15 protein-coding genes are annotated in these 21,167 nt (G+C 46.8%); 14 read left to right on the top strand and 1 reads right to left on the bottom strand.

Going from position 1 to position 21,167, the window contains the following annotated elements; genetic code table 11:
• Positions 1–13 precede the first annotated feature (13 nt).
• The 5 genes from GGU45_RS02775 to GGU45_RS02755 all read left to right on the top strand — a co-directional run bounded on the left by GGU45_RS02775 (position 14) and on the right by GGU45_RS02755 (position 8,390).
• Positions 14–2,449, top strand: coding sequence for a hypothetical protein (locus GGU45_RS02775; protein ID WP_435221787.1), 2,436 nt, complete (start codon positions 14–16; stop codon positions 2,447–2,449).
• A 51-nt stretch (positions 2,450–2,500) separates the two neighbouring features.
• Entirely contained in the window at positions 2,501–3,847 is a 1,347-nt protein-coding gene (locus tag GGU45_RS02770) for an alpha-L-fucosidase (protein WP_435221785.1), read from the top strand.
• Between the two features lie 95 nt (positions 3,848–3,942).
• Positions 3,943–5,286 carry an alpha-L-fucosidase gene (locus tag GGU45_RS02765; protein ID WP_435221784.1) on the top strand — a complete coding sequence of 448 codons (1,344 nt, stop codon included), beginning with the start codon at positions 3,943–3,945 and terminating at the stop codon, positions 5,284–5,286.
• A 37-nt stretch (positions 5,287–5,323) separates the two neighbouring features.
• Positions 5,324–6,565, top strand: a complete 1,242-nt coding sequence (locus GGU45_RS02760; RefSeq protein ID WP_435221782.1) for an alpha-L-fucosidase — start codon at positions 5,324–5,326, stop codon at positions 6,563–6,565.
• A gap of 10 nt (positions 6,566–6,575) precedes the next feature.
• Positions 6,576–8,390 (top strand): carbon starvation CstA family protein, encoded by a 1,815-nt coding sequence (locus GGU45_RS02755; RefSeq protein ID WP_435221780.1) that lies wholly within the window; start codon positions 6,576–6,578, stop codon positions 8,388–8,390.
• Between the two features lie 114 nt (positions 8,391–8,504).
• Here GGU45_RS02755 and GGU45_RS02750 read toward each other — a convergent pair whose 3' ends face one another.
• Entirely contained in the window at positions 8,505–9,365 is an 861-nt protein-coding gene (locus GGU45_RS02750) for a helix-turn-helix domain-containing protein (RefSeq protein WP_435221778.1), read from the bottom strand.
• Positions 9,366–9,486: 121 nt separating this feature from the next.
• On the opposite strand from GGU45_RS02750, the gene GGU45_RS02745 reads away from it, so the two are divergent.
• The 9 genes from GGU45_RS02745 (at position 9,487) to galA (ending at position 21,126) form a co-directional block, all read left to right on the top strand.
• Positions 9,487–10,419, top strand: coding sequence for an aldo/keto reductase (locus GGU45_RS02745; protein ID WP_435221776.1), 933 nt, complete (start codon positions 9,487–9,489; stop codon positions 10,417–10,419).
• Between the two features lie 9 nt (positions 10,420–10,428).
• Positions 10,429–11,451 (top strand): zinc-binding alcohol dehydrogenase family protein, encoded by a 1,023-nt coding sequence (locus GGU45_RS02740; protein ID WP_435221774.1) that lies wholly within the window; start codon positions 10,429–10,431, stop codon positions 11,449–11,451.
• A 16-nt stretch (positions 11,452–11,467) separates the two neighbouring features.
• Positions 11,468–11,794: an MFS transporter gene (locus tag GGU45_RS02735; protein WP_435221773.1), complete on the top strand. Its 327-nt coding sequence runs from the start codon at positions 11,468–11,470 to the stop codon at positions 11,792–11,794.
• Positions 11,776–12,723, top strand: a complete 948-nt coding sequence (locus GGU45_RS02730; RefSeq protein ID WP_435221771.1) for an MFS transporter — start codon at positions 11,776–11,778, stop codon at positions 12,721–12,723. The genes GGU45_RS02735 and GGU45_RS02730 overlap by 19 nt, the downstream gene beginning before the upstream one ends.
• 3 nt (positions 12,724–12,726) lie before the next feature.
• The gene (locus GGU45_RS02725; RefSeq protein WP_435221769.1) at positions 12,727–13,119 is read left to right on the top strand and encodes an L-rhamnose mutarotase; all 393 of its coding nucleotides are present in this window, start codon (positions 12,727–12,729) and stop codon (positions 13,117–13,119) included.
• A gap of 54 nt (positions 13,120–13,173) precedes the next feature.
• Positions 13,174–13,770 carry a carboxypeptidase-like regulatory domain-containing protein gene (locus GGU45_RS02720; RefSeq protein WP_435221767.1) on the top strand — a complete coding sequence of 199 codons (597 nt, stop codon included), beginning with the start codon at positions 13,174–13,176 and terminating at the stop codon, positions 13,768–13,770.
• On the top strand, positions 13,698–16,430 hold the full coding sequence (locus GGU45_RS02715; protein ID WP_435221765.1) for a SusC/RagA family TonB-linked outer membrane protein: 2,733 nt from the start codon (positions 13,698–13,700) through the stop codon (positions 16,428–16,430). Before GGU45_RS02720 ends, GGU45_RS02715 begins: the two co-directional genes overlap by 73 nt.
• A 22-nt stretch (positions 16,431–16,452) precedes the next feature.
• Positions 16,453–18,543, top strand: a complete 2,091-nt coding sequence (locus tag GGU45_RS02710) for a RagB/SusD family nutrient uptake outer membrane protein (protein WP_435221763.1) — start codon at positions 16,453–16,455, stop codon at positions 18,541–18,543.
• A 141-nt stretch (positions 18,544–18,684) separates the two neighbouring features.
• Positions 18,685–21,126: a beta-galactosidase GalA gene (gene galA / locus GGU45_RS02705; protein WP_435221761.1), complete on the top strand. Its 2,442-nt coding sequence runs from the start codon at positions 18,685–18,687 to the stop codon at positions 21,124–21,126.
• The last annotated feature ends 41 nt before the right edge of the window (positions 21,127–21,167 follow it).

Raw genomic sequence — 21,167 nt, 5'->3', positions numbered from 1 at the left:
TAAACAGGAAAAGATGTATACCAAAAACATAAGAACTTTAATTTTATCAGCAACACTTTCGGGCAGTGCGTTTTTTGGAGCTCCGGGCATTGCGCAGGTTCCAAAAATTCAGATCAGCGGCGTTTATCCGCACCTGGCCGTATTCAATGATCATAGTAAAACCGAGCGGGACAAGGACGGGAAGATCTCCTACAAAAATGCGTATGGCGATGGCGGTGAATGTGGAATCGGCGCCATTGTGCCCTGGGCGGATCAACTGTGGATGGCTACCTACTCACCCCACCGGCCCCATGGGAGCTCTGACAAGCTCTACAGTATAACCCCGGATCTTGAAAAAACCGTTCACCCGGAAAGTATTGGAGGTACACCGGCAAACCGGATGATCCATAGAGAATCCAACCAGCTGATCATGAGCAGCTATTTTATCAGTGATAAAGGTAAGGTTCGGGTCATTCCCTTTTCTGTAATGCCCGGCCGGATGACGGCCACTGCCCGTCATTTAAAAGACCCTGCTAACTGGGTTTATTTCTACGACATGGAGGGCATGTTGTATGAGGCTAACGTACATAATCTTAAAGTGAATAAACTTTTTAATAAACCCGTGCCCGGCTGGCACGGCAAGGGAGCGTACACCGCGCAGGGCCGGCTGGTGGTGGCTAATAACGGCGAGATTCCCGCCGGGGAAGCATCGGAAAGTGACCTTAAAGTGGGCTCATTAAAACCCAGGGGCCGGGAAGAAATGGGAGTACTGGCCAGCTGGGATGGCAAAGACTGGAAAATAGTGGAGCGTAAACAGTTTACGGATGTTACAGGCCCCGGTGGCATCTATGGCGCTCCCGATAATAAAAGTCCCTTGTGGAGCATTGGCTGGGACCGGCGTTCGGTGCTCCTGAAATTGCTGGACGGAGGGCAATGGTATACCTACCGCCTGCCCAAAGCTACACATACTTATGATCATCGCGGCGGCTGGTACACCGAATGGCCGCGTATACGTGAAATTGGTAATGGCCAAATGATGATGGATATGCATGGTATGTTCTATGATTTTCCAAAAACATTTAGCCGGGCCAACAGTGCAGGTATTCGCCCGGTAAGTACCCATCTGCGTTATATACCTGATTTTTGTAACTGGAATGGTCAGCTGGTGCTGGCTACCGATGAAACAACGATATTGGAAAACCCCATGGCCGGCCGGGCCCTTTCCAATTTATGGTTTGGTAAATTTGATGACCTCAGGGAATGGGGAGCACCCAATGCCTGGGGCGGCCCCTGGGTAAATGACACTGTAAAGGCCAACATGCCATCCGATGCTTTTTTGGTGAACGGAAAAGAAGGGAAAGTGGTGCACCTCGTACATAATGCAAAAACCCCGGTGACTTTTACAATTGAAATAGACAGAACCGGAAATAATAAATGGGCAACGTATAAAACAGTGACCGTAGGCGTCAATGGCTACCGTTATTTTATATTTCCGGCCAGCTTTTCTGCCAACTGGGTGCGCTTCAGGACGGATAAGGATTGTGTAGCATCTGCCTACCTTTATTTCAACGGGCAGCCCAACCATACAGCCACTGCGGCGCCTATGTTTGCAGCCCTGGCAAACGCGTCAGATAAATCGGCGTTCAATGCCAGTTATATTCGCCCGGCGGGGCATAATACCAATTTGCAGGTACTGCCGTTTATAGGCGCCAAAAATAAATATGCCGAAGTAAACGAAAAAATTGAATTTATTACACCGGCAGCGGATAGCACCAGGGAACTGAAGCGGTTAATGCCGGTTAGCAAGGACTTCGAAATAGACGAAGCCTCGGTTATTGTAAAAGATAAAACCGGCACATTCCGTTTGCCAAAGGGGAATGCGGCCTTTGACCAGCCTTTTGAAGGATATTGGCCCAGGGGTAGAAGAGAACTGGAAAGCGAGCGGCTGATGTTGAATGCCCATGGCAGTTTCTATGAAATTGGCCGTGAAGCAGGGTACAAAGCCATGCGCCCGGTAGCCACACACAATAAAAAAATTATGGACTTCTGTACCTGGCGCGGACTGCTGGTGTTAAGCGGCACCAAAACGGACGCGAAAGCAGACGGCCATTATTTTTCAAAAAAAGATAACGGGCTTTGGATGGGCGCCATTGATGACCTGTGGAAGCTGGGCAAGCCCCGTGGTGAAGGCGGTGTATGGAAAAATACCAGCGTAAAAGCAAATGCTCCTTCCTTGCCTTACCTGATGACGGGCTATGATAAAAAAACGGTTACGCTTACAGCTGATAAAGATGTTGTGATAACGCTTGAAGTGGATGTAGACCTGAATGGCTGGCAAAAATATCAATCGATAAAAGTGCCGGCCGGTAAAACCATTACCCATCTGTTTCCTGCAGGCTACAGTGCGCACTGGATAAGAGCTGTAGCGGATAAAGACTGTAGGGCAACGGTTTGGCTGAAATATGAATAGCAAATCAACATCAGGTTTTTAATTTAAAATTTTATATAAATCAACGCCATAATGAGAATATTAAAAAAAATTGCAACCTGCCTGGCACTGGCCGGTGCCAGCATAGTAACTACTGCTCAAAACAATGATGCGGCAAATGGACAGCACCAGCTGTTGAATATGGCGCCCGATAAAGGCGAGGGGAAAATGAATCCCGATCCCCGGGCTGCCTGGTTTCCCAGGGCAGGGCTGGGACTGTTTATTCATTGGGGCGCCATCGCCGGCTACGGCGGAGGAGATCTTTCCTGGTGCATGATCGCCAATAAATCCTGGCCAAGTGACGGCACGGTTACCCCTAATTTTTATTATGGCCTGATGGATAAATGGAACCCGAAGGAATGGAACCCCGATGCATTGTTGAAGCAAGCCAAAGCAGCCGGTTTTCAATATGCCGTATTTGTAACAAAACATCATGACGGCTATACCATGTGGCCTTCAAAGTATGGCGATCTGGGTACACAAACCAAAATGAACAACCGGGATTTTGTGCGGTCTTTTGTGGATGCCTGTCGCAAATACGGGCTTAAAGTGGGGTTGTACTATTCTCCTCCCGATTGGTGGTTTGACCGGCTGTACCGGAACTGGAGCAGTGATAAAACCGTGCTGGATATGAATCATGAACCCCTGAAAACGCGCCCGGTAAAACCTGCGGATCATGACAAAAAAAGAGTGGAAATGGTGGCCAGCCAGGTGCGGGAATTATTAACCAACTATGGAAAGATCGACATGCTATTTTTTGACGGCGGTGGTGGCGAAATTACCAACGATGAAATCCGGAAGATACAGCCAGGTATCGTTATCAACCGGCGCAACAAGGCGCCCGGCGATTATGGCGACAGCGAGGGTGCGCTGCCGGGAAAACGTTTTACCGGTTGGTTTGAAACCAATGACCCGGTTTGGCCGGATAAACGCTGGAGCTATAGTACTTCTGACATCTACAATGATGCCTCCACAGTGCTGGGTAACCTCGTAAAACTGCGGGCCTGGGGCGGAAACTACCTGGCCAATATAGGGCCGGAGGGGAGCGGACATATACCGGCACCAGCTACTGAAGCGATGAAGGAAATGGCCGCCTGGATGCTACATTCAAAAGAATCGGTGATCGATGTAACAGGTGGTAATTATCCCGAGGCTTCAACGGTGCCGGTAACCGCCAGGGGCAATAATATCTTGTACGCTTTTGCCATGCCGGCATACCAGGGCTATATTAAGATTGAAACAACGGGAGAGCCAAAGAAAGTAACCTTGTTGAGAACGGGGCAAACCCTTTCCTTTAAAAGAGAGGGGGGTAAGATCATTATATCACTGCCGCCCCAATGGAGAACAAGGATGCCCGATGCCATGAAAATTGTCTTTTAAAAATGGTAAACGAAAATCAGTTATAAAAGATCTTCTTATAAACAAACAGGCCGCTTTAATAGATGCCTGTAATAAAATAATGAAAAAAGTGTAAAATGAATTTAATAAAAAATGTTGTGCTCTGCCTTATGTTGTCGGGTACTGGTACATTGACAGTTGCCCAGAATAATGAGGCGGCAAACGCGCAGCACCAGCTTTTAAGTATGGCGCCTGATAAGGGTGAGGGAAAAATGAACCCCGATCCTCGCGCGGCCTGGTTCCCCAGAGCCGGATTGGGCTTGTTTATTCACTGGGGAGCTATTGCCGGTTATGGCGGGGGCGATATTTCCTGGTGTATGTTGGCCAATAGGTCCTGGCAAAACGACGGCACCGTAACACCCAATTTTTATTATGGGCTGCTCGATAAATGGAATCCGCAGCAATGGAATCCTGATGCATTGTTAAAACAGGCCAAAGCGGCCGGTTTTCAATATGCTGTATTTGTAACAAAACATCATGATGGCTATACGATGTGGCCTTCGAAATATGGTGATCTGGGTACACAAACCAAGATGAACAACCGGGATTTTGTACGGTCCTTTGTAGATGCCTGCCGTAAATACGGTCTTAAAGTGGGATTATATTATTCTCCCCCGGACTGGTGGTTTGACAGGCTGTACCGGAGCTGGGGTAGCGGTAAGATTTTCGATATGAATCATAAGCCGTTGGCATCATTGCCAAAAAAACCTGTTGACCATGATAAAAAAAGAGTGGAACTGGTGGCCAGCCAGGTGCGGGAACTACTCACCAATTATGGAAAGATCGACCTGATGTGGTTCGATGGCGGCGCTGGTGAAATTAGCAATGACGAAATCAGAAAGATACAGCCGGGTATCGTTATTAACCGGCGCAACAGGGCGCCCGGCGATTACGGCGATAGCGAGGGCGGGCTACCTGAAAAGCGTTTTAGCGGCTGGTTTGAGACCAACGATCCGGTATGGCCTAATAAATGGTGGAGCTATAGCACTTGCGATATCTATAATGATGCATCCACGGTGCTGAGCAACCTGGTAAAACTGCGGGCCTGGGGCGGAAACTATCTGGCCAATATAGGGCCGGAGGGGAGCGGACATATACCGGCACCGGCTACCGAAGCGATGAAGGAAATGGCCGCCTGGATGCTTCATTCAAAGGAATCGGTTATTGATGTAACTGGCGGTAATTATCCCGAGGCTTCAACAGTACCGGTAACCGCCAGGGGCAATAATATCTTGTACGCTTTTGCCATGCCGGCATACCAGGGCTATATTAAGATTGAAACAACGGGAGACCCAAAGAAAGTAACCTTGCTGAGAACGGGGCAAACCCTTTCCTTTAAAAGAGAGGGGGGTAAGATCGTGATATCGCTGCCGCCCCAATTTAGAACAAGAATGCCGGATGCTATGAAAATCGTTTTTTAAATGTTTAATTAATATACCAGGATCATACTTTTAAATTATGAAAAGAATCATCTTTACTACTTTATTATTTACCATCTTATGCGCTGTTCGGTCGCTCAGTGCACAGGAAGTTCCCTACTACCTGAAGCCCTATAAATCGCTTTATGCCGAAAGCCCGCGCGCTGCCGCCTTGAAATGGTTTGCAGATGCCCGCTATGGACTGTTTGTACATTGGGGGCCTTCCGCTGAATATAAGGCGGGTGAATGGGTGATGTATAATAAGAAATTGCCTATGCAACCGTATATCGACAAAGCAATGAAATGGAAGGGCGAAAAATGGAGTGCCGACAGTATTGCCGATCTGGCAGTGGCGGCAGAGATGAAGTATATCACTTATGTGGTCAAGCATCATGACGGATTTGCACAGTTCGATTCCAAAGCGGGGCCTTTTAACAGTATGAACGCGGCTTCGCACCGGGATTTTTTAAAGGAACTTGCAGTGGCCTGCAAAAAACGAGACCTGGGCTTGTTTGTTTACTATTCGATCGGCATCGATTGGACGCATCCTTTTTACCTGACCACGGACTACTACAGTGCTGCCCGCCCGCATTATTCAAAGGAAAATTATCCGGCCAGCCTGATACGTTTTAAAGGCAAGGAAGATTTTGTACATTACTGGAATTATGTAAAAACGCAGATCTATGAAATCTGCACCAATTACGGTCCCATTGCCGGTCTTTGGTTTGACCCGGTAGGCGGCGCCTATACCAACCCCGATTTGTTTGATATGCAAAGTATTTATGATGAGATACACCGGTTGCAGCCCCAGGCGCTGATCTCTTATAAAACGGGTTTCAATGGGAATGAAGATTATATCAGCTGCGAGCACCAGATAAAATCCATTACCGAGCTCATGCGCAAGGTTCAGGGTGAAAAAACAGCACAGGCTGCCGAAGCCGCCTGGCAAAAGAACAGGGTAAAGCTTGCTGAGCTGAATACAACCATGCAGAAAGAAAACTGGGGCTATGCGGAAAGTCTGACACAGGCGCATAAAACGCCCGCCCAGGTGTGGGCCCTGCTGGAGGAAGCTGCCCGGCATAATGCCAATCTTTTAATCAATATAGGTCCATATCCTGATGGCGGCATTGTACCCGCAGACCGGAATGCATTAATTGAAGTAGGCAAAAGGCTGCGGAAACAGGGGTTCCCCAAACAGGACAAAGTAAATTACATGAAACTGCGTACGGCAACCGAAAAAGATAAAACGCTTACCGAACGGGACCTGGAAACGCAGAAATAAAAATGATGGAATGATGGAATTCTTAAACGGCGCCAATGCCCTCACCCTGGTATTTGTGGCTTTATTGCTCTTCGCCATTGCTTACAGGGTATATGGTGTCTTTATCGCCAATAAAGTGCTCCGGTTAAACGCGGTAAACCCAACGCCGGCAATAGCGTTGGCAGATGGTAAGGACTATGTGCCCACTAATAAAAATGTGTTATTCGGTCATCATTTTGCCGCAATAGCAGCTGCCGGTCCCCTGGTAGGACCCGTACTGGCTGCACAGTTTGGCTACCTGCCCGGCACCCTCTGGATCCTGATTGGCTGTGTGCTTGGCGGCGGGGTTCATGATATGATCGTATTGTTTGCATCGGTAAGGCACAAAGGGAAAAGCCTGGCTACGATAGCTGCCAGAGAAATTGGAAAAGACACAGGGCTGGTGGCAGGCGTTGCTGTGCTTTTTATATTAATCCTCACGCTGGCCGGTTTATCCCTGGCCTGCATCAGCGCCATGCATGAAGCGCCCTGGTCATTGTTTACGGTGATCATCACCATGCCGATTGCCATTGTAATGGGTTTGGTAATGAGGTACCGGAAAAACAGCATATTATTGGCAAGCATTATGGGCGGCGTTTTATTAATCGCCGGGATTGTGGGAGGGCACGAGCTAATGCAGATAAAAGCAATTGGTAACCTGTTTAGCTGGAGAAAGGAAACTATTTCTGTCGCAATTGCAGGCTATGGTTTTCTTGCTTCCATCCTCCCTGTTTGGTTTCTGCTGGTTCCCCGCGACTATCTGTCGACCTACCTGAAGATAGGAACCATTCTCATGCTGGCTGTAGGAGTGATCTTTGTGCACCCAACACTTCAAATGCCGGCCCTCACGCAGTTTACAAGCGGTGGAGGTCCGGTGGTTGGCGGGGCCGTGCTACCCTTTATTTTTATCGTTATTGCCTGTGGTGCCATCTCAGGCTTTCACGCAGTGATCGCCACCGGAACCACCCCCAAAATGTTGTCCAATGAAAAAGATATCCTCTTTGTGGGATATGGGGCGATGCTGGTGGAAGGTTTTGTTGCGCTTATGGCATTGATCGCCGCCTGTACATTGATGCCGGGCGATTATTTTGCCATTAACACGCCTAAGGAAGCGTATGCTGCTTTTATAGCACAACACCCCGATATGCATGCCGTGGACCTGAATCATTTCAGCGAAACAATAGGGGTAGATCTTCATGGCAGAACCGGCGGCGCCGTTTCGCTGGCGGTAGGGATGGCCCATATCTTTAACCGGATCCCGTTTGTAAATGACGTAATGGCCTATTGGTACAATTTTGCTATCATGTTTGAAGCTGTGTTTATCCTCACGGCCATCGATGCGGGCACTCGTGTGGGCCGGTTTTTTCTGCAGGAATTATTGGGCACTGTGCTGCCAAAATTCAATGATAAAAACTGGATGCCCGGCATTGTAATCACCAGCCTGCTGTTTACTTTTTCCTGGGGATACCTGGTGTATACCGGCAATGTAAGCAGCATTTGGCCCTTGTTTGGTATCAGCAACCAGCTGCTGGCTGCCTGCGGATTGATTGTTTGCACTACTATGCTGATCCGGATGAATCGCAGGAAATATGTGCTCTGTTCGGCTATCCCCGGGGTGTTTATGGCCATTGTCACTTTTTGGGCGGGGTATGAGCAAATAAGATACATGTATTGGCCCAAGGGTCAATATTTGTTGATGGGTTTGGCCCTGCTCGCCATGCTTTTAATGCTGGTCGTGTTTTTACATGCATTCAGAAAGTGGAATCAATTAGCTAAAGTGAATAAAAACCGGTTGGGTCTTGTTTGAAGGCTGATATGCTGAACTGGTACTTTAGATCAATGCCCAAAAAGAAGCTGCAGCGATGACCTTTCCGGTTTGTGAAGAATGAACCCGGCCGCTGCCGGATCAGCCTGTACCTGGTTAAATGTGCATTTTCTTTCTGTAAGACCCCGGCGTGTTGCCTGTTTGATGCTTAAACAAACGATTGAAATAGGGGATATTGTCGAATCCGAGACTATAGGCTAACTCTTTTACGGGTACCGGGCGTATCAGTAACAGAAGCTGCGCCCGTTCTATCTTTTTTTGAATGATGTATTTATTGGGCGTAATGCCCATTTCTTTTTTGAAAAGCCGGATAAAGTGATCGTTTGTGAGCGCACAGATACTGGATAAAGTACCAATACTAATCGTTTCACTGATGTGTTGGTGAATGGTATGAAGCGCTTTGAGAATACGGGAGTCCGTATCCAGGTTTTCAAATGATGCCAGCTCCAGGAAACGTGCCAGGAGTTGATTCAGTATGCCCTGGGTTTCCATTTCAAGTGATAGGGGGAGTTTGTTCTGAAGCGCTATATTTTGAAAAAGCCGGGATTGATAATCATAAGATTTAGGATCGAAATTGTGCAATTCCCGATTTGGGTTTGTTTTTAATAACCGGTACACTAAATTTTTGATAAGAGGGTCAGTCTTGATCTCTGTCGGAAAATCAGCCAGATCAAAAATGCTCAAATTACTCCCTGTAGCTTCATAGATATGAATGTAAACCAGCGATAGATCCCCATCGCACTGATAACTGTGGTTTTTATACGATGGAGTCAGGTATATCATGCCTTCTTTCAGGTTGACGGAGGAGTCGTTGTAGATGATTTTCGCCGTCCCTTTTACGATGTAATGGATCCGGATAAAGGGACTGCAGATGTTTTTCCAATTCCAGTCACCATGATGAACGGCCTTTCCTGTGTTTAAGAGTACAAAATTGTTAATCCGGCTTTCTGTAGTCATTGTTTTTAGTGCAAAATATAGATAAATATCGATATTATGCAATTTTTAATCGATTATTGATTACCGTTTCGAAACAGGGATTTTTAATTTTGTTTCAGCAAAACGATCGCTTGGTTTAACAATGATATATAACGAAATAGGACGTACCGGCATGCTGGTGTCGAATTTGAGTTTCGGCGCATCTGCTCTGGGAGGCGTGTTTAACAGATTAACAGAACAGGACGGAATAAATGCTGTAAATGCGGCAATAGAAAATGGAATCAATTTTATTGATGTAGCTCCGTACTATGGGCATTTGCGGGCCGAAATACTACTAGGAAAGGCCATAAAAAGTATTGCCCGTAAATCCTTCTATCTGTCCACCAAAGTAGGACGTTATGGAGCTGATGGGGAAAATTACTGGGATTACTCATCGCAGACGGTTGCCCATAGTGTTTATAAAAGCATGGAACGGTTAAATGTTGATTATATCGATTTAATGAGTGTTCATGATATCGAGTTTGCAGATTTGGATTACGTGTGCAACGAAACGTTACCTGCTTTGATCGAATTGAGGAATCAGAATATTGTAGGGCATGTTGGCCTGACCAATCTTACTTTAAAACATTTTAAATACGTCATTGAAAATGTTCCTCCGGGGACGGTAGAAAGTGTATTATCATTTTGTCATTATAGCCTGAATGATGATGAACTGGCAGATTACCTTGACTATTTTAATGCAAAGGGAATTGGTGTTATCAATGCTTCTCCTTTTTCGATGGGGCTTTTGACGGAAAGAGGAGCGCCCGATTGGCATCCCGCACCACAACGTTTGAAGGACTTATGCAAAAAAGCAGCCGATCATTGTAAGAGCAAGGGCAAGTCAATTGAGGAGCTGGCCATTCAATTTTCAACAGGTAACCCGGCGATTGCTACCACTTTATTTAGTACAACAAGAGCAGACGAAATACGCCGGAATATTGATTGGGCCAGTTCATCGATGGATGAGCAGTTGTTGCTGGAAGTGCAACATATTTTAAAACCCAGGCATAGGGATACCTGGTTGAACAGTTAAAATTGGATCATGAGAGCCATAAAGATATTTGGAGAAGGAAATATTGGACTTGTAGAAAAAGATGCTCCGCAATTAGGGGCTGAGGAGATATTAATCAAAACCCGGTATGTGGGATTTTGCGGATCAGACCTGAATACGTTCAGGGGGCTAAACCCTATGGTAAAGCTTCCCGTGATCCCGGGACATGAGATTGGTGGAGTCATTGAAGCATTGGGCAAAAATGTGCCACCGGAATTCAGGATCGGCGTGGCCTGTACAGTCAATCCATATACCCACTGCGGAAACTGCGCTTCCTGCCGTCGCGGCCGGTTCAATGCCTGCCGGTATAACGAAACTTTTGGAGTGCAGCGCAACGGGGCTATGTGCGATTATATAGCGGTACCCTGGCAGAAGGTCTTGATGGATCCTGAATTGAGCCCGAAAGATTTTGCGCTGGTGGAGCCGATGAGCATCGGGTTTCATGCGGTGTCACGCGCCGGGGTTTCAGATTCTGATTGTGTACTGGTGCTGGGATGCGGAATGATTGGTGTTGGGGCCATTGTACGATCGGCCTTGCGCGGAGCTAAAGTTATTGCAGCGGATCTGGATGATGATAAGCTGGCGCTGGCAAAACAGCTGGGTGCTGCATATACCATTAATACAGGAACAGAAAACGTACATGGACGCCTGACGGAACTTACAAAGGATATGGGTCCCGATGTAATTATAGAAGCTGTCGGACTGCCGGCAACTTATCAAATGGCCGTCAATGAAGTGGCTTTTTCCGGCCGTGTTGTTTGTATTGGTTACGCCAAACCGGATGTTTCTTTCACTACTAAATATTTTGTGATGAAGGAAATTGATATAAGAGGCTCGAGAAATGCGGAGCCAGAGGATTTTAGGGCGGTTATCGAATATATGAAACGGAATGATTGGCCAAAAGAAAAACTGATTAGTGCTGTGGTGCGACCGGAAGCAGCCCGGGAGGCGTTAGAAAAGTGGAACGCAGGGCCCGGTAAAGTGTTTAGAATATTAGTGGATTTTGAAATTTAAATAGACCTGATTGACCATGAGTACAAAGAAAAATACGATTGCATTGTTCCTGATTTTTAGCCTTTTTTTTATTTGGGCCATTAGCAGCAACTTGCTGCCAACGATGATCCGCCAGCTGATGAAAACATTTGAACTGTCGGCATTTCAGGCTTCACTAACGGAAGCTGCCTACTGGATAGCCTATTTTATTTTCCCGATTCCGGTAGCCATGTTTATGAAGCGCTACAGCTATAAAGCGGGTATTGTGATGGGCCTTTTGATTGCGGCTTTTGGCGGCCTGCTTTTTTTTCCGGCAGCAGCTATTCAGCAATATTGGGCTTACTTGTGTATTTTTTTATCATAGCTACCGGGATGTGTTTTCTCGAAACGGCGGCCAATCCATTTGTAACAGTACTTGGCGATCCTGCAATGGCAACCCGTCGTCTTAACCTGGCGCAATCTTTTAATGGATTAGGGGCCTTTATAGCGGCGATGTTTTTAAGCAAATTGGTACTGAGCGGGAATAATTACTCTAAAGAAACCATCCCCGCTGATTATCCCGGTGGCTGGCTGGGTTTTGTTCAGCAGGAAACCAATTCTATGAAAATGCCCTACTTGGTGCTGGCTGTAATCTTGTTGTTGCTTGCTGCCGTTTTTATTTTTTATCGGCTCCCCCGGATCAAAGAAGGCGGGCACGAGGAGGGGGATACCGCCGGCGAAAAGCTGATTGATTTTGGGGTGCTCAAGCGATCGCATCTTCGCCGGGGAGTAATAGCGCAATTTTTTTACAACGGCGGACAAACCGCTGTGAATGCTATGTTCCTGATCTATTGCTGTAAGTATATCGGGCTGTCTGAACGCACCGCTACCACTTATTTTGGATTTTATATGCTCGCCTTTTTACTGGGAAGGTGGGTGGGGACCATGCTGATGGTTCGGTTTAAACCCCAACAGATGCTAATGGTATATGCCTTGGTTAATATTATTCTTACTGCCGTAATAGCGCTTAATGGCGGAATGATTGGCCTTTATGCCATGCTGGGGGTTTCTTTCTTTATGTCTATTATGTACCCCACGCAATTTTCGTTGGCGCTTAAAGATCTTGGAAGTAAAACCAAAAGCGGATCTGCTTTTCTTGTAATGGCGATTGTGGGCAATGTGTTGCTGCCCCCTCTTACGGGTCACCTGATGGACTTAAGCGGCAGTGCCTATCATTATGCCTACCTAGTACCATTGGTGTGTTTTGTTTTTTGTGCATATTATGGTTGGAAGGGATTTAAAATAATTGATTAAAAAATGAGGAATAGAAAGAACCCGGGATGGAGCCAGAAGACGTTTGAGCAGCCGGTAAAACGTTATTGCCAAACACTTGATTTAAAAGATGACCGCCGGTTGATTGAGGAGTATATTAAAATGCACAGCGAATTATATCATTGGCCCGAGGTTAGGGAAGGACTGAAGAGCATTGGTATTCTGGAGATGGAAATATATTGCCTGGGCACCCGGCTTTTTATGATCGTGGAAACCCCGTTGGATTTTGAGTGGGAGGATGCTTTTAAGAGGCTGGCAAGTCTTCCCCGGCAGGCAGAGTGGGAGCTATATATGTCCACTTTTCAGATTGCAGATCCCGTTGTAGTATCCGAAGGGAAATGGCAGCTGATGGACCGGATCTTTTATTTATACGATTAGAAATAAGATGTTGAAAATTGGCAGGTAGCATCCTTTGAACGAAACACCCTTAAGATGAAAGATTTTTTAAATTTTAAAAAGATTGCTATGCGTAATGTTTCATTGAAAAGATTAAAAATTATTGTGTTCCTTCTTGTTGTGCCCTTTTGCGTTGCAGCACAAACTAAAAGCGTGGGAGCTATCGTAAAATTACCCGATGGCAGTTTTGCGCAAAACGTTTCTGTAACGATAAAAGGTTCGATAGACGGAACCACAACCAACAGCAGCGGCCGGTTTATTATACAGGCAAATCCATCCGATGTTTTGACGATTTCGTTTTCGGGCTACAAAGATCTTGAGTATAAGGCGGATGCACTGCCCGCTACCATTGTTCTGGAGCCTACTATATCCGAATTGGATGAGGTTGTGGTTGTTGGATATGAAGTGAAGAAGAAGAAAGACCTGACGACTTCAGTTTCCAGTGTGGATTTGAAAAATAATACGGAAGGCGGGTACGCTTCTTTTCAGCAGTTAATTGGGGGTAGGGCAGCCGGTGTACTGGTGTCGGAGAACTCTACCGATCCCGGGGAGGCATTAATGTGGAGATCAGGGGAATCAGCTCCATTAGTTCTTCCACGCAGCCCTTGTATGTTGTTGACGGAACGCCTTTAAATAGCCCTGATTTAAATCTTACCGGCGGTTCCAGCGGACTTTCTCCCAATTCTACCTCCAACCCGCTTACCATGATCAATCCCAATGATATTGAATCTATTGATATCTTGAAGGATGCGGCGGCTACAGCAATATATGGCTCACGTGGTGCAAACGGTGTAATATTGATCACTACTAAATCGGGGAAATCGGGGAAAATAAATGTATCGCTGAATGCAAATTATTCCAATGCCAAAGCTACCAAAACGATCAGGGTATTGGATGGAAAGGAATATGCGAATTATATGAACGAATATTGGGCATACAGGAGGGATATCGGGTATAACATGACTGCAATACAACCCTATTTACCCGGGGAAATAGATTCTTTACCCAACTATAATCATCAGAAAGCCCTGCAGCAAACATCGTCTACGGCCGATGTATATATGAGCATCTCTGGCGGGGATCCAAGAAATAAAGTATTTGTTTCAGGACAGTATTATAATCAGGCAGGTATTATACCCGGCACCTCTTTAACGCGCTACAATGGAAAATTGAATTATGAAGGAAAGCTGCGCGACAATCTTACGTTAACGTTGAGCACCAATTACAGCAATTCTGAGCGAAACGGCCAGCCCACTTCGCTGCTTTCGACAAAGGTTCAGGCCTGGCCTTCTTCGGTGCCGCTGCTCAATCCGGATGGGGACTATAATTACCTGGCGCTTTACCAGTACGGACTGGGTACCGCAACGGTGTTTGATCCCAAGAGAGGCATTACCGTTTATTACAATCCCAGGTTTAGCCCCTCTGATGCTATAAGTTTGGCCTGGACAACACATCCGCTGGAGTATGGTGGTCCAAAGGGGGTTAAAAACGTACAAACTTCAACGCAGGTGTTGTCAAATGTAGGGCTTGCCTGGGCCATCAATAAAAATTTACGACTGAGTGGTAAAATCGCCGTTACAACGTATAATGCACTGCTTGAAAATTATAATCCCAGTACGTTTTCTACCGATGCGTTAAGAGGCGCTGCCAGTGCCGGTAACTCTCAAAATACCAGCTTGCTTTACCAGCTGCAGGCTAATTACAACAAGCGCCTGGGTAAAGATCATCATTTATCGGCATTTGCAGTGGCATCTGCCGAAGAGTTTGTGTCAAAAACGCAAACCGGTTCTTCTGTCGGTTTTACATCAGATATTACCAGTTACTATTCGCTGCAGGCGGGAACATCGGCCAACACGCCTGTCACCACCTACAATGGAAACCAATTAATATCTACCATTTTGAGTGGATCCTATGACTATAAGTATAAGTATTATTTAAGCGCATCGGGGCGTATGGATGGAACCTCAAAATTTCAGGAGGCAGATCGGTATGGGTTCTTCCCTGCGGTGAGCGCGGCATGGCGGGTTAACCGGGAGAAATGGTTTACACCCATCATGCCTGTTATCAGCGATTTAAAGCTCAGAGCCAGTTGGGGCATTGTGGGTAATCAATCGATAGCGCCTTACGCTACCCTTAGCACGTTGGGTGTTGCAAGTGTTGTTTTTGGCAATACCCTCAACGTTGGTTATGCGCCTACCAGCCTGGCTAACCCCACGCTAAAATGGGAACGTACTTCTTCCGTGAACCTGGGTGCTGATATCTCCTTCTTTAAAGACCGGCTTACGCTAACAGCGGAAGTGTACCGTAAAAAAATAGACGGGTTGTTGTATGCTACCGTACCTCCATTAACCAGTGGCTATACGTCACTCATCCGGAACATAGGTATACTTACAAATGAGGGGCTTGAGTTTAGCGCGGGCTTGGTGGCTATAAATAATAAAAGACTAAAATGGACACTGGATGCAAATATTGGGTTTAACAGGAATACGGTGGATCAGTTATCGGGCGGGAAAGGCGAATATCTCGATATTTACCAGGTGGCTACGGGCGCCTATTTGTTTCGGCTGGAACCCGGAAAATCTATCGGGCAGTTTTATGGGTTAAAGACGATTGGCGTTTGGAACGACAAAACGATAATTGAGAAGCCGGCCGCATTTCAGGTGGGTGCTAAAGAAGGCGACCGCCGTTATGCCGATTTGAATAACGATGGATTATTAGATGATAAGGACCGTACCTATTTGGGCAGTGCTTTGCCAAAATATTTTGGTGGCTTTAGCTCCACGCTATCTTACGAAAGTTTTGAACTGGCCACCTTCTTCAGCTATTCGGTAGGTAATAAGATATTTGATCAATACGAGTTCAATGCGTTTTCGTTGAACCGGCAGCAGGCCAATCTCCGGAAAGATGTGTACGACCAGCGGTATCGCATCATCACACCCGAGATGAGCGCAGAGGAAGCTGCAATGGTTCGGCGAAATAATGAAACCACAAAAACACAGGTTTCGGGATCTACTTATGATGTTCGTGAATCTACAGATTATTACCTTTCAGATGGTTCTTACCTGCGTTGCAGGGATATTACCCTTTCATGGTCGCTGCCCGCATCTTTTACAAAAAGAATCAAAATATCGGGCGCAAAAATATATGGTAACTGTCAGAACGCATTTATCCTTACTTCTTATTCGGGATACTCCCCCGAGGTGAATACGGCAAGTGGGTTGGCTCGTGGAGTAGATGGCGGTATCAGTCCGCAGAGCCGTGTTTTCAGACTTGGTGTGAATGTAAATTTTTAACCTCCCTTAAAAGCATTAAAACATGAAAAAGATTTCAATTTTTCTTTTATATATCATTTTGCTGGGTACTTCCTGTAAAAAATTTCTCACAGAAGAGCCACGGGCGCTTATCGACCGGTCAAAGTTTTACTCAACCGATGGGGATGCTATATCGGCGGTAAATGCCGTATATCAGTCGATGCGGTACGATGTAATCAACGGCTCTCCCGTTTACCTGCAGGAAATTATGTCGGATGATGGTACCGTTTCACCTACCACAACTGTTAAAAACAGGCTCGATATGGAGTACCTGTTAAATGATGCGAGGCATGAGAATATTAAAACCATCTGGTCTACGGCCTACCGCACCATAGAACGGGCCAATAACGTAATAGCGTTTGCCAATGATTCAAGCAAGATCAAACCCGAAGTCATTCGCCGGGTACACGGAGAGGCCCGGTTTATCAGGGCGTTTTACTACTTCAGGCTGGTGCAGCTTTTTGGTGGTGTGCCTTTAATGCTGGAACCTGCTGATGTGATAAAGGATAATTTGCTGCTTTCGCGTTCTACAGAGGCCGAAGTGTATGATGTAATTATTAAAGATCTGCAGTACGCCGAAGCAAATCTTGAAGATTTCTATAAGTATAACGATTCTCAAAATGGAGGCCGTGCCACCCGGGCGGCAGCCATTGCGTTGCTGGGTAAAGTATATCTTACACAGGCGGGCTATCCTGCCAGGGATATGTCCAAATATCAGCTGGCCGCCGATAAGCTGAAAGAGCTGATTGTTGATAGTATGCGGTATTCCGTGGGGCTTAATAAAACCTATAGCGATATATTTCATACATCGGCATCAACCAAGCTGGCCGACCCCGAAAGGATATTTTATACAAAGGGAACATCGGGCATGCCGCCGAATGTAGAGGCTTTTACCCGGATAAAGAGAAACTACGTGTCCGATTATTTTGCAATGGCATCCAGCGACTACGAGCTCTATAATTTTGAGGTGGGAACCAATGGGTATGTGAATTTGGAAAATGGAACCGAAGTGCCTTCAGTGGAGGTGAATAATGCCCTTTCGGCAGCTTTGCCCATTGGGTTTACGTTTAATTACGGAGGGCTATTGGTGGATAAGTTTTATATGTGCAGCAACGGGTTTATTAGTTTTGTATCCCGGTCTAACGGCTATACCGGTATGGAAACAACCAAAGACCCGCTGATTGGAGCTTTGTTGGGTGATTTAGACGGCACAGGTGGAGAGGCTACCTACGCTACCACCGGTGTGGCGCCTAACCGGGTGCTTACGGTACAGTGGAAAAACTGGCGCTGGAGCACAGGGTCTGCACTGCGCAACAATATCAGCTTTCAGGTAAAATTATATGAGGCCGGTGGTAAATTCGAAATGTTATACGATCAGCTGGCGCCTGTTGTAAATGTGGCGAGCACTGCTATTGCTTTCCGGACCAGTGCATTTTATGCGAACATCAGAAATGTTGCGGCTGTGCCTGGATTTAAGTGGGAAGAAAATACATCATCGTATTGGTATTCGGGGGTGAAAGGCGGTTTTGAGCCGGGCCAGGTTTTTACCATTACACCCAGCGCAAATAGCGTATTTGAGTGGGCTGATGTGCGGAGAGCCCAAACGGTAAATGGTGTTTACCGGATCGTAAAATACAACGATCCCCTGAATACTTCGGTTAACGATAATGCCGATGACTTTATCTGGCTGCGGTACTCGGATGTGCTTTTGATGTATGCCGAGGCTTTGGCTGAAATTGGTGGGGCCGAAAATATGGACCTGGCGGCATACTATATTAATCAGATTCGCAGGGCACATGGCGGTACCGGTACGGGTAGTACGCTTGCCCTGCAGGATATCAACTATAATTCGCAGGAAGAGCTGATTAACCAGGTGCGGCTCGAAAGAAGACGTGAGCTGGCATTTGAGTGCCATCGATGGTACGATTTGAAGCGATGGGGCGTTATGCCAGCTACTGTTATTAAGCAGCTGGCAAGACAGTATAACCGGCCCGAAGCAGATTTTAGCTATATAAATGAAAATATGAATTATCTGCCTATTCCTTATTCTGATATGGCAACAAATCCCAACCTTGTTCAGAACAAGGGCTACTAATATTCTTTAACCATAGCTTATTCCGCAAGACAGATGAAAGACTTTTGATACAAGCTCATGCAGCCTTAAATGCTATAATTTCTACTGTATCTTTGTGCCCGTCCGGATGAACTCCGTTCGGACGGTTTTAAAATTTTTTGTATGATTCGATTTTGTTTCTTTGCCCGTTTCGTTCTTTTTCTCCTGTTGGGCAGTGGTTTGCAGCACCTCCAGGCACAACCGCAGGTCCGGGAAAAGCTTTCGCTTGATAAGGGCTGGCTGTTTCACCTGGGCGATATTCCGTTTCCCGTAATCAAAGGGCATGGCCCCAGCTATGCCACTTCCAAAGCGGGTTCCGCTACAGGGGCCGCCTCGCCAAAATATGACGACAAGCATTGGCGCCGGCTAAGCCTGCCACACGATTGGTCGTCCGAAATGCCTTTCGATTCTTCAGAAAACCTTTCGCAGGGGTTTCGAAAAAGAGGCTATGGCTGGTACCGGCGTCATTTTAAACTGGATAGCACAGACAGGGGCAAAAACATTGAGCTGCAATTTGACGGCATTGCTACCAATGCAGAAATCTGGGTAAATGGTACCACGGTGCATCGCAACTGGTGCGGGTATACTTCCTCCTATATTGATATTACACCACTCGCGCTCTACGGAAATGATAAAACCAATGTTATTGCCGTTCGCGTAGATGCCGTTGCGCACGAAGGGTGGTGGTATGAGGGTGCGGGCATCTACCGGCATACCTGGCTGGTAAAAAGACCGTCGTTGCATATTACAACAGACGGTGTGTATGCAAACCCGATAAAAAAAGCGGGAGGTAATTGGTTGATCCCCGCCGAGGTTACCATTGCCAACGCGGGCACTGCGCCGCAGGATGCCACCATTGCCGTAAATTTAGTAGACAGAAACAATAAAATTATAGGCTCCGCATCTGCGAAAGTTCAGGCGCAAGTGCTGCAGGAGACCACGGCAAAGATCCTGCTCGATGTTGCCAATCCCACACTTTGGGACGTGGATAATCCCTATCTGTATAAAGTAGTCGCCACTATCAGGAAGAACAATATGATCATTGATGAAGTGACAACCAAATGCGGATTCCGCACGATCCAATTCCGGGCTGATTCAGGTTTTTATCTGAACGGGAGGCAGCTGAAGATTAAAGGCACCTGCAACCATCTTGATCATGCAGGGGTAGGAGTGGCCGTGCCGGATGCGCTTTGGGCATTCCGTTTGGGTAAGCTGAAAGAGATGGGCTCCAACGCCTACCGGTGCTCGCATAACCCGCCACCGAACGAGCTTTTAGAGGCCTGCGACAGCATTGGCATGCTGGTGATGGATGAGAACCGGAATTTTAATACTTCGGATGAATACGTTCGCCAGCTGCAATGGCTGGTACGGCGCGACCGGAATCACCCCAGTGTCATTTTGTGGTCGGTATTCAATGAAGAGCCTTTCCAGGGCGAATGGCGGGGCTACGAGATGGTACGCTACATGAGCGCCAGGGTTAAAGAGCTGGATACAACCCGTCCTGTAACAGCGGCCCAGAGCGGTGGTCAGCTGAACCCCGTTAATGTTTCGCAGGCGGCGGATGTGGTGGGGTTCAATTACCAGCAACACGCCTATGATGCGTTCCATAAAAAATATCCTGATAAACCACTGATCAGTTCCGAGGACGGGTCGGCAGTGATGACGCGGGGCGCGTATGTTACCAATCGCAAAGCCTCTGTATTGGGCTCCTACGACACCGAGTTTCAGCCCTGGGGTAATACACACCGGAAAAACTGGGAGCTGATCGACAAGCGCCCTTTTGTAGCCGGTGGTTTTTACTGGACCGGCTTTGATTATCATGGCGAACCACAACCCAATGAGTGGCCTGCCATCGCTTCCGTTTTTGGGATTATGGATCTCTGTGGGTTTCCCAAATCCGCCTTTTGGATTCATCAGGCACAATGGAGAAATGACCGGCCGGTATTGCATTTATCGCCTCATTGGAACTGGCCGGCAGACAGCATTGGTAAAAAAATAAAAGTAATGGCCTTTTCCAATACCGACAGCATCGCATTGCTTCTGAATGGCAAAAAGCTTGGAGGGCAAAAAGCAGATAAATATGCCATGAACACCTGGTATGTGCCCTATCATCCGGGCAAACTGGAAGCGATTGGCTATAACTCCCGCAAAAAGATCGTTGCCCGCTTTAGTGTGGAAACAACCGGCATGCCGTATGCTTTGCAGTTAATTCCTGACCGCAATGCATTGAAGAATGATGGATGGGATGCTATGCCCATAACCGTTCAGGCGGTAGATAAAAAAGGCCGTTCCGTACCTGTGGCAAATAACAAGGTTACATTTGAGGTAGCCGATGGGGCAGTCATTATTGGAGTGGGGAATGGGGATCCGCTTTCGCATGAACCGGAAAAGGGTAACCAGCGCAGTCTTTTCAACGGATTGGCCCAGCTGATCATACAAAGCCGGGAAGGCGCAAACGGCCAGGTAAAAATCATAGCCAGGGCAGAAGGTTTAAAACCTGCTGAAATCAGCCTGTCGCTTTCTGCAGTACCGGTGCCTCCCTTTGTACCGGAGGTGAAGCCATAGTAAGGTTCTGTCTAATTGCCTGTAGAAAGGCCCATCTTTAA

Source organism: Niabella hirudinis, from assembly GCF_051201075.1.
Lineage (GTDB): Bacteria > Bacteroidota > Bacteroidia > Chitinophagales > Chitinophagaceae > Niabella > Niabella hirudinis.
This window is presented reverse-complemented; position numbering and strand designations above follow the sequence as displayed.